The organism is Streptomyces mesophilus, assembly GCF_011044995.1.
Taxonomy (GTDB): Bacteria; Actinomycetota; Actinomycetes; order Streptomycetales; family Streptomycetaceae; genus Streptomyces; species Streptomyces mesophilus.
Window position 1 is genome coordinate 1 of record NZ_JAAKZW010000212.1, and the last position, 14,798, is coordinate 14,798.

Sequence of the window (14,798 nt, forward strand, 5' to 3'; positions counted from 1 at the left end):
CTGCCGCCCCAGGCACAGGCCCCCGAGGCCATGCCAGGACCGCGGCGCGGCAGCGCTTCGCGGCCGGTGCCGGCAGGACCGCCCGCCGCCCGTGCGGTGCGCGGCGGAGTCCAGGCGGTGCGCCGGGGCTATCTCGCCGTACGCACCATGCCGAACCCGCGCCTGACCGGGCTCGGGGCCGGGCTCGGCGCCACGGTGGTGCTGCTCTTCGTCGCCTGTGTGGACCGGCTGCTCTTCGACGGGTCGGTCGCGCTGTACGGCTGCGTCTTCCTGCTGGTCAGCGCGCTGGCCGCATGCTGGGTGCGGCCGGCGGACCTGGTGACCGCGCCCGTCGCCGTACCGATCGCCTTCGCCCTGGGGCTGCTGCCCATCGCGGGCGGCAACGGGGGTTTCGGCGGTCAGCTGATGGGGCTGATCACGGCGCTCGCGCTCAACGCGGGCTGGCTCTACGGCGGCACGCTCGTCGCCGGCCTGATCTCGACGGTCCGCAAGATCCGGGACATGAACCGGCGGCGGGCCCTGCGCGCTGCCGCGCACCGCCCGCCGCACAGAAGGCCGGCACGCGAAGCAGACCGCGCCTAGGGCCTGTCTTCTGGATCAGGCCCTACAGCTCGCCGGCCTCCACCCGCACTCCCTACAGCTCGCCGGCCTCCGCCCGCAGATCGCGCCGCAGCTCCTTGGGCAGCGAGAAGACGATGGACTCCTCGGCCGCCTTGACCGTCTCCACGTCCTCGTAGCCGCGCTGGGCCAGCCACTCCAGGACCTCGTCGACCAGGACCTCGGGGACCGAGGCGCCCGAGGTGACGCCGACCGTGGAGACGCCCTCCAGCCAGGCCTCCTCGATCTCGCTCGCGAAGTCGACCAGGTACGAGGCCTTGGAGCCGGCCTGCAGGGCGACCTCGACCAGGCGCTTGGAGTTGGACGAGTTGCGCGAGCCGACCACGATCACGAGGTCCGCTTCGGCGCCCATCTGCTTGACCGCGAGCTGACGGTTCTGCGTCGCGTAGCAGATGTCGTCCGAGGGGGGCGAGATCAGACCGGGGAACTTGGTCTTCAGGGCGTCGACCGTCTCCATCGTCTCGTCGACGGAGAGCGTGGTCTGGGAGAGCCAGACGACCTTGGACGGGTCGCGGACCTCGACCTTCTCGACGTCCTTCGGGCCGTCGACCAGCTGGATGTGGTCCGGGGCCTCGCCGGAGGTGCCGATGACCTCTTCGTGGCCCTCGTGGCCGATCAGGAGGATGTCGTAGTCCTCGTCGGCGAACCGGATGGCTTCCTTGTGGACCTTGGTGACCAGCGGGCAGGTCGCGTCGATCGTGGCGAGGCGGCCGGTCTTGGCCTCCTCGTGGACGGTCGGGGCGACGCCGTGCGCGGAGAACATCACGATGTTGCCCGGCGGCACCTCCTCCGTCCGCTCGACGAAGATGGCGCCCTTCCGCTCCAGGGTCTGCACCACGTACTTGTTGTGCACGATCTCGTGGCGTACGTAGACCGGCGCCCCGTACTGCTCCAGGGCCTTCTCGACGGCGATCACGGCGCGGTCCACGCCCGCGCAATAGCCACGGGGAGCGGCGAGCAGGACACGTCGGGCGGGGCTCGTTGCAGTCATGTACCCCATCGTAAGGCCGTGCTCAACAGGTCAAAGATCCCCACCTTGGGGAGACTGGGGCTTGAGTTGACCAGGAGGCCCAGGATGCCCGCAGAGCCCAGTCAGAAGCCGAGCCCGATGCCCACCGGCGAGCACGAAGGGCTGCGCCGCACTCTCGGCTTCAGAGACCTGGTCGTCTACGGCCTGCTCTTCATCGCCCCGATGGCCCCCGTGGGTGTCTTCGGCGCCCTTGACGCCAAGTCGCACGGCGCGGTCGCGCTGGTCTACATCGTGGCGACGATCGCGATGGCCTTCACCGCGTACAGCTATGCGCAGATGGTGCGGGTCGTGCCGCAGGCGGGCTCGGTGTTCGCGTACGCGCGGGCGGCGCTCGGGCGCGGGCCCGGGTTCATCGCCGGGTGGATGGCGATGCTGGACTATCTGCTGATCCCGGCCGTGGCGTATCTGTTCTGCGGGATCGCGATGAACGCGCTGGTGCCGGACGTGTCGCGGTGGGTGTGGACCGCGCTCGCCGTGGTGGTCACGACGGCGCTGAACCTGACGGGCGTACGGACCGCCGCGAAGGTCGGCTTCCTGGTGCTCACCATGGAGATCGTGGTGCTGCTCGTCTTCATGGTCTCGGCGGTCGTCGTGCTCGTACGGGACGGGGCGCAGCGCGACTGGCTGTCACCACTCATCGGCGACGGGACCTTCGCGCTCTCGGCCGTGCTCGGGGCCGTGTCGATCGCGGTGCTCTCGTATCTCGGCTTCGACGCAATCGCGTCCTTCGCCGAGGAGGTCACCGGCGGGTCGGCGAAGGTGGCGCGGGCCGTGCTCTTCTGTCTGGGGCTCGCGGGCTTCCTGTTCATCGCGCAGACGTATCTGGTCGCGCTGCTCGAGCCGATGTCGTCGGCGGAGCTCGCCGCGAACCCGGAGAAACAGGGGTCCGCCTTCTACGACGCCGTGGACGTGTCGGTCGGCACCTGGCTGCACGATCTGGTGGCCGTCAGCAAGGCGATCGGCGCGGCCTTCGCGGCGCTGGCCGGGCAGGCCGCGGCGGGGCGGCTGCTGTTCGCGATGGGCCGCGACCGGCGACTGCCGAGACTTCTCTCCCGTACGGATTCCGGCGTGCCGCGGATCGCCCTGTCGATCGCCGCGGTGATCACGCTGGTCGCGGCGGTGTGGGCGGCGTCACGGGACGACGGGATGGACCATCTGGTCTCGGTCGTGGACATCGGCGCCCTGGTCGCCTTCACGATGCTGCACGCCTCGGTGATCGCCTGGTTCGGCGTCCGCAAGCTGGGCGGCGAGGTCAGCTGGTGGCGGCACTGGCTGGTGCCGGCGCTCGGCGCGGTGATCGCGATCGCCGTGATCGTGGAGGCCTCGCGGGCGGCGCAGATCGTGGGCGCCTGCTGGCTGACGGTCGGACTCGTGGTGCTTGTGGTGCAGCGCGGGCGGCGGACCGAGGAGCCAGCGGCCTGACCCACGGGTTGACCGGCCTCGATGTCGGCGCGCGCCACTACCCTCCTACGCATGGCTCTCAACACATCCGCCGATGCGCCCCTGCCCGTGGGCGAGGTCTCGCGGCTCATCGGGGGGTGGATCGACCGGCTCGGCGCGGTATGGGTCGAGGGGCAGATCACCCAGCTGTCGCGGCGGCCCGGCGCCGGCGTGGTGTTCCTGACGCTGCGCGATCCCTCGTACGACATCTCCGTCAGCGTCACCTGCTTCCGCGGCGTCTTCGACGCGGTGGCCGATGTGGTCTCCGAGGGCGCGCGGGTCGTGGTGCTCGCGAAGCCCGAGTGGTACGCGCCGAGGGGGCAGCTCTCGCTGCGGGCCACCGAGATAAAGCCGGTCGGCGTGGGGGAACTGCTCGCCAGACTGGAGCAGTTGAAGAAGGCACTGGCCTCGGAAGGGCTCTTCGCTTCCGAGCGCAAGCGGCGGCTGCCGTTCCTGCCGCAGATGATCGGCCTGGTCACGGGCCGGGCTTCGGCGGCCGAGCGTGACGTCCTGGAGAACGCGCGGCACCGCTGGCCCGCGGTCCGTTTCGAGGTACGGAACGTGGCCGTGCAGGGCGTCCACGCGGTGCCTCAGGTGGTGCAGGCGGTCAAGGAGCTCGACGAGCTCGACGCCGTGGACGTGATCATCGTGGCGCGCGGCGGCGGCAGCGTGGAGGATCTGCTGCCGTTCTCCGACGAGCAGCTCATCCGGGCCGTCTCGGCCTGCCGTACGCCGGTGGTCTCGGCGATCGGGCACGAACCGGACTCGCCGCTGCTCGACCTCGTGGCCGACCTCAGGGCCTCCACCCCGACGGACGCGGCGAAGAAGGTCGTCCCCGATGTCGGCGAGGAGCTCGACCGGGTGCAGCTGATGCGCGAGCGCGCGTGGCGGGCGGTCGACAATCTGCTCGACCGCGAGGAGCGCGGTCTTGCCGTCGCGATGTCCCGGCCCTCGATGGAGCATCCGCACCGGATGGTCGACGAGCGCGAGCAGCAGATCGGCCAGCTCCTGGACCGCAGCCGGCGCACCCTGGGCCATCTGCTCGACCGCGCCGACTCCGAGCTCACCCACACCCGGGCCCGCGTGGTGGCCCTCTCCCCCGCGGCCACCCTCCAGCGCGGGTACGCGGTGCTGCAGCGCGGGGACGGTTCGGTGGTGCGGGCCGCGGGCGAGGTCGGCGCGGGCGAGGCGCTGCGGGCGAGGGTCGCCGACGGGGAGTTCACGGTCACGCGGACCGACGACGTATCCGGCATGAACACCGAGACGAACGATGAGGAGAACGGGGCATGAGCGTGACGGAAGAGGCCCTGGGGTACGAACAGGCCCGCGACGAACTCGTCGACGTGGTCCGCCGCTTGGAGGCGGGCGGCACGACCCTCGAGGAGTCGCTCGCCCTGTGGGAGCGCGGCGAGGAGCTCGCGAAGGTGTGCCGGCGCTGGCTGGACGGGGCGCGGGCGCGGCTGGACGCGGCGCTGGCTTCCGAACAGAAAGCCGAGGGATCGGAAGACGAGTAGCTGAGGGCGACGAATAGGAGCCCTCAGAAACCCCGGGATACCTCAACACACGTGAAAGCCCCCGACGGCAGGTCGGGGGCTTTCACGTATACGGAAGTGGGGCGGGGCTCAGACCGTCGTGATGACGTCCTCGTACGCCAGACGCGGGGAGCGCGGGAACCACGCGTCCTCGCCCGGCTTGCCGATGTTGACGACCATCAGCGGGGTGTGGTCGTCGTCCAGGAACTCCTTCTGGACGCCCGCGAAGTCGAACCCGGTCATCGGTCCTGCGGCCAGACCCGCGGCGCGGACGCCGACGATGAAGTACGCGGCCTGCAGCGCGGCGTTCAGCTGCGCGGAGCCCTCACGGACCGGGCGCTCGGTGAAGAACAGGTCCGCGGCCTGCGGGAAGTGCGGAAGCAGCGCCGGGAGCTCCTGGTGGAACTCGTTGTCCGCGGCCAGGATCGCGACCAGCGGGGCGGCGGCGGTCTTCGGCTGGTTGCCCTCGGCCATGTGCCCGACCAGGCGCTCACGGGCCTCGGCGGAGCGGACCAGGATGATGCGCAGCGGCGACTGGTTGAAGGCGGTCGGGCCGTACTTCACCAGGTCGTAGATCGCCTGGACCTGCTCCTCGGTCACCGGCTCGTCGGTGAACGTGTTGGCGGTGCGGGCCTCGCGGAAGAGGAGGTCCTGAGCGGCGGCGTCGAGTGCGAGGGTCATGCGAGGCAACCTTTTCGGGCGGTACGGGGGTGGGGGCGCCGGTTTGATCGATCATCGATCGGGCCGACGTCTACGACCATAAGCCCATGACGTTTAACTTTCAACCAAGACTGGAACGGAGTGATCCGCTTCACAGGCGCGAGCGCGAGAACTCAGACCTTGTCCGCGGGCGCGGGCCGCAGGGAGCCCGCCACCTCCGTCAGCCGCGCCATGGACCCGCTGCCGGTGACGACCGTGGTCGCCCCGTCCTCCTGGAGCACGAGGGCGTCGTACTCGTCACCCTCGTACCGCTTCCAGTCCTTGCCGCCGATGCGCTCGGTCTTCCCGGTGTCCTTGGCGTCCTGGCTCTGGTCCGCGATGAACGGACCCGGCTTGCCCGTGGTCTGCTCGACCGCGACGTACTTGCCGTCAGGGCCGTGGAAGCCCAGGTGCCAGTGCTCGTCGTCGGCGCCGCGGTAGCGCACCGAGGTCGCCTTCCAGTCCTTGTCCAGGCCCTTGGGGGCGAGGACCGGGTACGACGCCGCGCGGGACGCCGTGGAGAGAGCGGCCTTCAGCTCCGCCGAGTTCACCGGCTTGACCGGAGTCGCCGATTCGTCGTGCGGGATGAAGATGTAGATCACCGCGACGACGGCTCCGATGACCGCCATCGACAGGACCATGTCCCGGACCGTTTTCGTCTTGCCTGCGCTGCTGCCTGCCACGTCCCCCATGTTCGCAGGTGCGGCGGTACGCCCCGACAGGGCCCCGGGGTCCGCTCAGACGTGACCCCCTCTGCTCATTTTGTCGACCTGGCGATACAGTCCTGAGGTACACCCTCATCCGGCCGTCGCCGTTCCCAAGAGAGGTTCGCTCCGATGACCGAGCAGCAACACCACTTTCCTTCCGAGCTCGTGGTTCCCTCCGAAGCTCCCGATCGCAACCTCGCCCTGGAGCTCGTCCGGGTCACCGAAGCCGCGGCCATGGCCGCCGGCCGCTGGGTCGGACGCGGCGACAAGAACGGCGCGGACGGTGCGGCCGTGCGCGCCATGCGGACCCTGGTCTCGACCGTCTCGATGAACGGCGTCGTCGTCATCGGCGAGGGCGAGAAGGACGAAGCGCCGATGCTCTACAACGGCGAGCGGGTCGGTGACGGCACCGGCGCCGAGGTCGATATCGCCGTGGACCCGATCGACGGCACCACGCTGACCGCCAAGGGCATGCCGAACGCCGTGGCCGTCCTCGCCGCCGCGGACCGGGGCACGATGTTCGACCCGTCGGCCGTGTTCTACATGGACAAGCTGGTCACGGGCCCCGAAGCCGCCGACTACGTCGACATCGACGCTCCCGTGTCGGTGAACATCCGCCGTGTCGCGAAGGCCAAGAAGGCCTCGCCCGAGGACGTCACCGTGGTCATCCTCGACCGCCCCCGGCACGAGGGGATCATCAAGGAGATCCGCGAGACCGGCGCTCGGATCAAGCTGATCTCGGACGGCGACGTGGCCGGCTCGATCCTCGCGGTGCGCGAGGGTACGGGCGTCGATCTCCTGCTCGGCATCGGCGGTACGCCGGAGGGCATCATCTCGGCCTGCGCCATCAAGTGCCTCGGCGGTGTGATCCAGGGCAAGCTCTGGCCGAAGGACGACGCGGAGCGCCAGCGGGCGCTCGACGCCGGGCACGACCTGGACCGGGTCCTGTCCACCAACGACCTGGTCTCGGGTGAGAACGTCTTCTTCGTCGCGACCGGCATCACCGACGGCGAGCTGCTCCGCGGAGTGCGCTACCGCTCCGAGACGGCGACGACCTCGTCGCTCGTCATGCGCTCGAAGTCCGGCACGATCCGCCAGATCGACTCGGAGCACCGCCTGTCGAAGCTGCGCGCCTACAGCGCCGTGGACTTCGACCGCGCGCGGTAAGTACGTCCATACGGAACGGGGCGCCCCTTGTGCGAAGGGGCGCCCCGTCCGCGTATCGGAGGGTCAGTCGCAGTTCTTGCAGTGGACGTCCGCGGGTGGGTCGCCGGTGGCCAGGTCCCTGACCCAGTCGGCGAAGCGGACGCCTTCCACCTCGATCTCGTAGAACTTGTCCCACTCGAAGATTCCGTGGTCGTCGGTGGGTGCCGTGTAGCTGTGGACGGTCACTCCGGCCTTTTCGATCGCCGCCTCGTTGGCGTCGATCTCGTTGAGGGTGTCCGGTGCCGGGGGCGACGAACAGGAGTCCCCGGAAACCCCGTGACACCCCATCCACCCCGTCACCTCCACCGCCGCGCTCGGGTCGTGGGCGAAGTCGAAGCGGGACAGGACCAGTTCGGGGTCGTGCAGACCGGCCTTGACCCAGAAGCCGGGCGGGCCCCACTGAGCCGGTTCGGCCCCCTTGACCGCCCACTTCGGCATCGCGTCGTACGCGCCCCATGTCGCGTCGAGGACACGGGTGTTGAAGTCGGGGTGATCCGGCCAGGCGCCCGACTGGCCGCCGAGGACGGTGACCTTCGCGTCCGGGAGACGGTCGGCGACGAGCCCGCCGTACAGCGGAGCCGCGACCGAGCCCGCGGTCTTGCCGACGACCACGACCTCGGCGGCGTCGGGGTACTCCTCGGCCAAGTGGTCCAGGGCCGCGGTGCCGTTGACGTATCCACGGTGCTGGACGGTCAGGTCCGGCCCGTACTCGTGCGCGGCGTCGCCCAGGTGTGCGTCGCCCGTGCAGGACGTCAGGAACAGGTACGAGTACCCGGTGAACGGGTTCCCCGGCGCGGTGAAGTCGAAGATTCCGCCCTGGCTGCCGTTGTCCGGGCCCTCGTTGTCGAGGTTCCAGTCGTACTCCTCGTCCTCCATGGCCGCGAAGGCGCAGGTCGTCGCGGACCAGCAGACGCCGCCGCCGTTCAGGTAGAGCACCACCTTCTTCGGGTCGGCCCGCCGGTCCCAGAAGGCGAACTCGCTGCCGTCCGCGCACCGGCAGTCGCCTCCCGGCTCGACCCGCTGCCACTCGGCGGCGGCCCACTCGGTGTCGCGGTCGCCGAGGACGTACACGAGTGCCGCGCCGAGCAACGCCACCGCGACGAGCACGACGGTGAGCAGCCGGCCGCCGGTGAGCGAGCCGGTCGTTCTGCTTCGTAACCTCATGCCGGCATGGTGGCCGGGCCCCCGCGCCGCTGTCGTCTGCCTGAGGTCATGGCCGCGAGCATGACCTCAGGCACATCCGAAGGAGCCGGGTCTGCCCTACTCTCAACCGGGATGAGCGGGTGGGGAGTTGGGGTTTCGGCATGGACGGGCAGGCCGGCGGTCCAGGACGCCGGCCTCGTGGCGCTGCTCCTGACCGGGACCGTGGCCTGGCGGGGCGCACCCGTCGAACCGACCCCGGGGTGGGCGGTGTCCGCGGTGTGTCTGCTCGCCGTCCTGGCCCGTCGCCGGTGGCCGGTGGCGGCGCTCGTCGCCGCGACGGCCGGCACCCTGGCGCACATGGCGATCGTCACCGGGCCGACCCTCGCCGATCTGGCGGCCCCGATCGTGCTCGCGTCCCTCGCGAGCCGGTACGGCCGGACCGCCTCGCTGACCGCGCTCGGGCTCACCTTGCTGCTTGCCGGCGGCTGGTCGCTGTACGTGGCCCTCGACGGGAGGGTCGACGGGTGGGCGCTGGAGCAGGTCCCGGGCGTGGGCGGCCACGTCCTCGGGGAGCCCGAGGACGGTGGCGACTCGGGCCCCGGGCCGACGGACTGGGGGACGCTCCCGCTGTTCGGCGCGCTGATCGCGGGCTGGGCGGTCGGGGCGAGCGCCCGCAGCCGCCGCGCGTATCTCGACGCTCTCGCCACCAGGGCCCGCGACCTCGAGCGCGAACGGGACCAGCGCGCCGCGCTGGCCGCCGCGGCCGAACGCGACCGGCTGACCCGCGAGTTGCACGACGTGGTGGCGCACGGCCTCTCGGTGATCGTCATGCAGGCGCAGGGGGCCGGCGCCGCGTTCGACAAGCGGCCCGCGGACGCCCGCGCCGCCCTTGCGACCATCGTGGACACCGGCCGGGCGTCGCTGGCGGACATGCGCCGGGTGCTGGCCTCGGACGACCCGGACCGGACGCCCCGGCACCCGGCGCCCGGGCTCGACCGGCTGCCTCAACTCGTCGACCGCGTAAGGGAGTCGGGCCTGCAGGTCGCACTGCACAACGAGGGCCCGCCCGGTGCGCTCCCGGCCGTCGTCGACCTGTCGGCGTACCGGATCGTCCAGGAGGCGCTGACCAACGTCATGAAGCACGCCGGCCCGACGGCCCACGCCGAGGTGACGGTGCGACGCACCGGGGACGAGCTGGCCATAGAGGTGACCGACGACGGCGACACGGGCGCCGGATCGGCCGACGACAACGCCGGCAGCGGTCTGCGCGGCATGCGGGACCGAGTGGCGCTCCTCGGCGGCGAGATGTCCGCAGCACCCGCACCCGGCGGCGGATTCGCCGTACGGGTCCGCCTGCCCCTCACTCAGGGGGGTGTCGGGTGATCCGGGTGCTGCTCGCCGACGACCAGGTGCTGCTGCGCGAAGGCGTACGGATGATCCTGGAGAACGCCGACGGCATGGAGGTCGTCGGCGAGGCCGGCGACGGCGCGCAGGCCGCGGCCATGGCGGTCGCGCTCGCGCCCGACGTCGTCCTGATGGACATCCGGATGCCCGACGTGGACGGCGTGGAGGCGACGCGACTGATCAGGGAGGCGGCGCCGGACGGACCGAAGGTGCTCGTACTCACCACGTTCGACCTGGACGAGTACGTCTACGCGGCGCTGCGCGCGGGGGCCTGCGGCTTCATCCTCAAGGACACGCTCGCGCCCGACCTGCTGTCCGCGATCCGGGCGGTGGCCCGGGGCGACGCCATGGTGGCGCCCGCGGTGACACGGCGGCTGATAGAACGCCACATCGGCGCCGACGGCGATCCGCTGCCCCGCGCGGACACCGAACTCGACGGTCTGACCGGGCGGGAACGCGAGGTCCTCGTCCTCGTCGCCCGCGGCCTGTCCAATACGGAGATCGCCCGGCGCCTGTTCCTCACCGAGGGCACGGTGAAGGGGCATATGAGCCGGATCCTCGCCAAACTCGGTCTGCGCGACCGGGTGCAGGCCGTCGTCCTCGCCTACGAGTGCGGGCTCGTCCGCCCCGGCCTGACCTAGGACCTGATCCACAAGACGGACCCTGGGGGCATACGGAAAGGGCACCCTCGCCACAAGAGGCGCCCTTCCCGAAGGCGCGTGAACCACCCGGTCCCGTAAGCGCGTGAACTACCCGGCCGCAGCTATCCGGTTGACCGAGTGGACCGACTTCTGGAGTTCCACGTCGCGGCGCCGGCGGCGGGCCAGGACCACGCGGCGTTCGGCGGCGGTGAGGCCGCCCCACACCCCGTACGGCTCGGGCTGGAGCAGGGCGTGCTCGCGGCACTGGACCATCACGGGGCAGCGGGCGCACACCCGTTTCGCCGCCTGTTCGCGCGAAAGGCGCGCGGCTGTGGGCTCCTTGGACGGGGCGAAGAACAGCCCTGCCTCGTCACGCCTGCACACCGCCTCGGTGTGCCAGGGGACTTCCGAATCTCGCGTCGGCACCCTCTGAGTCGGGATCGCAGGGATCGCGGTGACCGGAAGGGACTGATGCGGAGGGTGCAGCACGGTCTACTCCTGACGACGGATTCGCAAGCGAGTGACGATGCAGCAGCCCTACCCGCTGTGCGCGGGCCTATGCACTGAGTTCCCATGCCATCCGGTCAGCAGGCGTCCCTACCTGGTCAGTTCAGGTGCTTGCGCATATGCCTGGCCACCGAGCGCCCCACGTACTTGTGCAGGTCCTCGATGAACTTGCCGCGCTTGGGCCTGGCCTCGATGTTGCCGAGCACCGCATAGCCGTCGACGAAGACGACGGGGGCGTCGGAGTCGCCGGCGTCCAGGGCCTCGACCTCGAAGTTGCCGAAGACGCCGCTGCCGCTGCCGCGCAGCGAGACGTTCTCCGGGACGCGGACCTCGACGTTGCCGAAGACGGAGACGGCCTTGATGACCACCTGCTGGTACTCGAAGATCGCCTCCGTCAAGTCGATCTCGACATTGCCGAAGACCGCGTACGCATGGGTCCTGCGGCCCACGCGCCAGCGGCCCTTGCGGGTGGTGGAGCTGAAGACGGCGACGAGGTTCTCGTCGGCGGTGGTGGGCACGGCGCCCGGGGTCGGCTGGTCGCCGACGGGGGCAGCGGGGCGCGCCTGGTGCGCGCCGGGCAGGTCCGCGACGTACGGCTCGAGCTCGGCCACGGTCTTGGCCTCATACACCCCGTCGATCCGCTCGGAGTGCTCGTCCGCGGTGAGCCGGCCCTCGGCGAGCGCGGCCGCGAGGATCTCGGCGGTACGGTCGCGGTCCGCGTCCGAGGCGCGCAGGCCCACGGGCGCCGGCGGGGCGTCGGCTACCGGCTTGGTGAGGTCCGGCTTCGGCTGAGGCTGCTTTTCGAGGTCCACCCCTTCAGCATACGAAACGCGATAGATCGCGACTACCCTGCGAACCCGCCAACTGAGCCTTACCTCACAAGTTCAGGGACGTTCCCGGGTCCTACCCTTAAGGGTGCTTGCCAACAGGACGTCAAGCGCCGTCTGCCGATGTAGAGGAATGGCCGAGAATGCCGGAGTTCGCGTACACCGATCTGCTGCCCACCGGTGAGGACACCACCCCGTACCGCCTGGTGACCTCGGAGGGTGTCTCGACCGTCGAAGGGCCGGACGGCCGGACGTTCCTCAAGGTGGAGCCCGAGGCGCTGCGCAAGCTCGCCGAAGAGGCGATCCACGACATCCAGCACTACCTGCGCCCGGCGCACCTCGCCCAGCTGCGGCGGATCATCGACGACCCGGAGGCGAGCGGCAACGACAAGTTCGTCGCGCTCGACCTGCTCAAGAACGCCAACATCGCGGCGGCCGGCGTGCTGCCCATGTGCCAGGACACCGGTACGGCGATCGTCATGGGCAAGCGCGGCCAGAACGTGCTGACCGAGGGCGGCGACGAGGCGGCGCTGTCGCGCGGCATCTACGACGCGTACCAGAACCTGAACCTGCGCTACTCGCAGATGGCCCCGGTCACCATGTGGGAGGAGAAGAACACCGGCTCCAACCTCCCGGCGCAGATCGAGCTCTATGCGACCGACGGCGGCGCGTACAAGTTCCTCTTCATGGCCAAGGGCGGCGGCTCGGCCAACAAGTCCTTCCTCTACCAGGAGACGAAGGCCGTCCTGAACGAGTCCTCCATGATGAAGTTCCTGGAGGAGAAGATCCGTTCGCTCGGCACGGCCGCCTGCCCGCCGTACCACCTGGCGATCGTCGTCGGCGGCACGAGCGCCGAGCACGCCCTGAAGACCGCCAAGTACGCCTCCGCGCACTACCTCGACGAGCTGCCTTCCGAAGGCTCGGAGCTCGGCCACGGCTTCCGCGACAAGGACCTGGAGGAGAAGGTCTTCGAGCTGACGCAGAAGCTCGGGATCGGCGCCCAGTTCGGCGGCAAGTACTTCTGCCACGACGTACGCGTGGTGCGCCTCCCGCGGCACGGCGCGTCCTGCCCGGTCGCGATCGCGGTGTCCTGCTCGGCGGACCGCCAGGCGCAGGCGAAGATCACGGCCGAGGGCGTGTTCCTGGAGGAGCTGGAGAAGGACCCGGCGCGCTTCCTGCCGGACACCACGGATGAGCATCTCGAAGAGGGCGACGTCGTGAAGATCGACCTCAACCAGCCGATGGACGACATCCTCGCCGAGCTCACCAAGTACCCGGTCAAGACCCGGCTCTCGCTGACCGGCCCGCTGGTCGTGGCGCGCGACATCGCGCACGCCAAGATCAAGGAGCGGCTCGACGCGGGCGAGGAGATGCCGCAGTACCTCAAGGACCACCCGGTGTACTACGCCGGTCCGGCCAAGACGCCCGAGGGCTACGCGTCCGGTTCGTTCGGGCCGACCACGGCCGGGCGTATGGACTCGTATGTGGAGCAGTTCCAGGCCGCGGGCGGCTCCAAGGTGATGCTCGCCAAGGGCAACCGGTCCAAGCAGGTCACCGACGCGTGCGACGCGCACGGCGGTTTCTACCTCGGCTCGATCGGCGGTCCGGCCGCGCGTCTGGCGCAGGACTGCATCAAGAAGGTCGAGGTCGTCGAGTACGAGGAGCTCGGCATGGAAGCCGTATGGAAGATCGAGGTCGAGGACTTCCCCGCGTTCATCGTGGTGGACGACAAGGGGCATGACTTCTTCCAGGAGCCGGCCGGACCGCCGACGATCCTGAACATTCCGGTGCGGGCGGCCGCTCAGGCGTAAACGCCCCGCAGACACACCAATGGATCACCCTCCGCAGTCTTCCGATTGCGGAGGGTGATCGCATATTCGAGGGTGGAGATCACCGTGCCCATCGGGGCATTACACGCCTCGGGGTGAAGTATCCCGGGGTTCCAGGGGCTCCTATTCGTCGCCCCTGGCGTACGGAAGGATCCCGCCCCCATGCACCGGAAGCAGTTCCTGACCGTCGCACTGTCCGCCGCCCTGTGCGGAACGCTCGCGCTCGGCTCGGCCGTGTCCGCCGCGCCCAAGGATCCGACCCCGGCCGCCACGGGGTCGGGCCAGGAGCCGCCCACGCTCCCGCCGCTCCCGTCGCTCACCACTCCCCCGCCGGCCCAGCCCGACGCCGCGAAACCGACGCCGAGCCCCACCCCGTGGTTCACCTTCCCGACGTTCTCCTGGCCCCCGGCGCCGAACCCCTCGGCCAGCGGGGATCCGACGCCCAAGCCCACCGGGCCCGAGTTCGATCCGGCGTACGACATGGTCGGCAAGCGCAAGAAGCTGGCCGGCACCTGGAAGACCATCGGCAAGTTCGGCAACGGCGCCGGCGATGTCGCGGACTTCGCCGGTACGGTGCTCGGCGGCGAGAAGGACCCGAAGATCCTGGCCGCGGCCGAGATCAAGGCCAACGCCAGCCTGGACAATCTGCTCGGCGGCTTCGCGGGCGGGCCGCCCGGCACCGACCGGGCCAAGGCGTACCGCGTCCTCGAAGGGACGATCCAGGCGCTCAAGGCGGAGAACAAGGCCATCAGGGAGGCCGGTCAGCGCGGCGACCTCGCGGGGCTCGCGATCCACGCCGGCTTCTCGATGATGCACATGTCCTTCCTCGCCGCCGATGTCTTCGTCAACATCGCCCTGAGTGTGGTCGGCCAGGTGCTGCCGTTCGACATCCCCGAGTTCAAGTTCACGCCGCCGGCGGTGCCGACCCCGACGACGACGCCTGCTCCGGGTCCCGGCAGCGGCCGATGACCGGCGGTCTGGGATGAGCATCGAGGACCCCACCCCCTCGCCCGGCGGTCCGGACCCGGGCATCGAGCCCCCGGCGCCGGGGGCGGAATCAATGACGCCCGGTACGGAGCCGACACCGTCCGCCGCCACGGCTGCCGCGGCCGCGGCGGCCACGGCCCAGGCGACGGCGGGCATGGCGGAGGAGGCGCGGCGGCGCGCCGACGGCCCGGACCTCGGCAAGGACGGCGGGGGCGGTGGGGACGACGG

The 14,798-nt window shown here is 70.6% G+C and carries 15 protein-coding genes and 1 pseudogene; 10 read left to right on the forward strand and 6 right to left on the reverse strand.

Annotation, left to right across the window (positions count from 1 at the left end; genetic code table 11):
• Nucleotides 1–582 (forward strand): DUF6542 domain-containing protein, encoded by a 582-nt coding sequence (locus G6045_RS40985; protein WP_408056388.1) that lies wholly within the window; start codon nt 1–3, stop codon nt 580–582.
• A 52-nt stretch (nt 583–634) separates the two neighbouring features.
• Here G6045_RS40985 and G6045_RS32655 read toward each other — a convergent pair whose 3' ends face one another.
• Nucleotides 635–1,618 carry a 4-hydroxy-3-methylbut-2-enyl diphosphate reductase gene (locus G6045_RS32655; RefSeq protein ID WP_206344492.1) on the reverse strand — a complete coding sequence of 328 codons (984 nt, stop codon included), beginning with the start codon at nt 1,616–1,618 and terminating at the stop codon, nt 635–637.
• Between the two features lie 75 nt (nt 1,619–1,693).
• Here G6045_RS32655 and G6045_RS32660 point away from each other — a divergent pair, with 75 nt between their 5' ends.
• Genes G6045_RS32660 through G6045_RS32670 form a run of 3 tightly spaced genes read left to right on the forward strand, consistent with a single transcriptional unit; the run spans nt 1,694 to nt 4,602 of the window.
• Nucleotides 1,694–3,070 (forward strand): APC family permease, encoded by a 1,377-nt coding sequence (locus G6045_RS32660; protein ID WP_206344493.1) that lies wholly within the window; start codon nt 1,694–1,696, stop codon nt 3,068–3,070.
• Nucleotides 3,071–3,121: 51 nt separating this feature from the next.
• Nucleotides 3,122–4,378 (forward strand): exodeoxyribonuclease VII large subunit, encoded by a 1,257-nt coding sequence (gene xseA / locus G6045_RS32665; RefSeq protein ID WP_165335791.1) that lies wholly within the window; start codon nt 3,122–3,124, stop codon nt 4,376–4,378.
• The gene (locus G6045_RS32670; protein ID WP_165335792.1) at nt 4,375–4,602 is read left to right on the forward strand and encodes an exodeoxyribonuclease VII small subunit; all 228 of its coding nucleotides are present in this window, start codon (nt 4,375–4,377) and stop codon (nt 4,600–4,602) included. The genes xseA and G6045_RS32670 overlap by 4 nt, the downstream gene beginning before the upstream one ends.
• Nucleotides 4,603–4,710: 108 nt before the next feature.
• Here the strand turns inward: G6045_RS32670 and G6045_RS32675 are convergent, their stop codons facing one another.
• Nucleotides 4,711–5,301, reverse strand: a complete 591-nt coding sequence (locus tag G6045_RS32675; RefSeq protein ID WP_165335793.1) for a malonic semialdehyde reductase — start codon at nt 5,299–5,301, stop codon at nt 4,711–4,713.
• Between the two features lie 152 nt (nt 5,302–5,453).
• Nucleotides 5,454–6,011 (reverse strand): DUF4245 domain-containing protein, encoded by a 558-nt coding sequence (locus G6045_RS32680; protein ID WP_206344494.1) that lies wholly within the window; start codon nt 6,009–6,011, stop codon nt 5,454–5,456.
• Nucleotides 6,012–6,155: 144 nt separating this feature from the next.
• Between G6045_RS32680 and glpX the strand changes: the two genes are divergently transcribed.
• Complete coding sequence (glpX, locus tag G6045_RS32685; protein WP_165335795.1) at nt 6,156–7,193, forward strand: class II fructose-bisphosphatase; 1,038 nt, start codon at nt 6,156–6,158, stop codon at nt 7,191–7,193.
• Nucleotides 7,194–7,256: 63 nt separating this feature from the next.
• Here the strand turns inward: glpX and G6045_RS32690 are convergent, their stop codons facing one another.
• Nucleotides 7,257–8,396: a pectin acetylesterase-family hydrolase gene (locus G6045_RS32690; RefSeq protein WP_165335796.1), complete on the reverse strand. Its 1,140-nt coding sequence runs from the start codon at nt 8,394–8,396 to the stop codon at nt 7,257–7,259.
• Nucleotides 8,397–8,507: 111 nt separating this feature from the next.
• Here G6045_RS32690 and G6045_RS32695 point away from each other — a divergent pair, with 111 nt between their 5' ends.
• The gene (locus G6045_RS32695) at nt 8,508–9,758 is read left to right on the forward strand and encodes a sensor histidine kinase (protein ID WP_165335797.1); all 1,251 of its coding nucleotides are present in this window, start codon (nt 8,508–8,510) and stop codon (nt 9,756–9,758) included.
• Nucleotides 9,755–10,420: a response regulator gene (locus tag G6045_RS32700; protein WP_165335798.1), complete on the forward strand. Its 666-nt coding sequence runs from the start codon at nt 9,755–9,757 to the stop codon at nt 10,418–10,420. Before G6045_RS32695 ends, G6045_RS32700 begins: the two co-directional genes overlap by 4 nt.
• Nucleotides 10,421–10,528: 108 nt before the next feature.
• Here G6045_RS32700 and G6045_RS32705 read toward each other — a convergent pair whose 3' ends face one another.
• Nucleotides 10,529–10,909, reverse strand: a complete 381-nt coding sequence (locus G6045_RS32705) for a WhiB family transcriptional regulator (RefSeq protein ID WP_165335799.1) — start codon at nt 10,907–10,909, stop codon at nt 10,529–10,531.
• A 116-nt stretch (nt 10,910–11,025) separates the two neighbouring features.
• Nucleotides 11,026–11,739 carry a DUF1707 SHOCT-like domain-containing protein gene (locus G6045_RS32710; RefSeq protein WP_165335800.1) on the reverse strand — a complete coding sequence of 238 codons (714 nt, stop codon included), beginning with the start codon at nt 11,737–11,739 and terminating at the stop codon, nt 11,026–11,028.
• Nucleotides 11,740–11,897: 158 nt separating this feature from the next.
• On the opposite strand from G6045_RS32710, the gene G6045_RS32715 reads away from it, so the two are divergent.
• The 3 genes and pseudogenes from G6045_RS32715 to G6045_RS32725 all read left to right on the forward strand — a co-directional run.
• The gene (locus G6045_RS32715; RefSeq protein WP_165335801.1) at nt 11,898–13,565 is read left to right on the forward strand and encodes a fumarate hydratase; all 1,668 of its coding nucleotides are present in this window, start codon (nt 11,898–11,900) and stop codon (nt 13,563–13,565) included.
• 180 nt (nt 13,566–13,745) lie between these two features.
• Entirely contained in the window at nt 13,746–14,552 is an 807-nt protein-coding gene (locus tag G6045_RS32720; RefSeq protein WP_165335802.1) for a hypothetical protein, read from the forward strand.
• A gap of 13 nt (nt 14,553–14,565) precedes the next feature.
• Nucleotides 14,566–14,798, forward strand: a pseudogene (locus G6045_RS32725) (hypothetical protein); the annotation flags it as partial.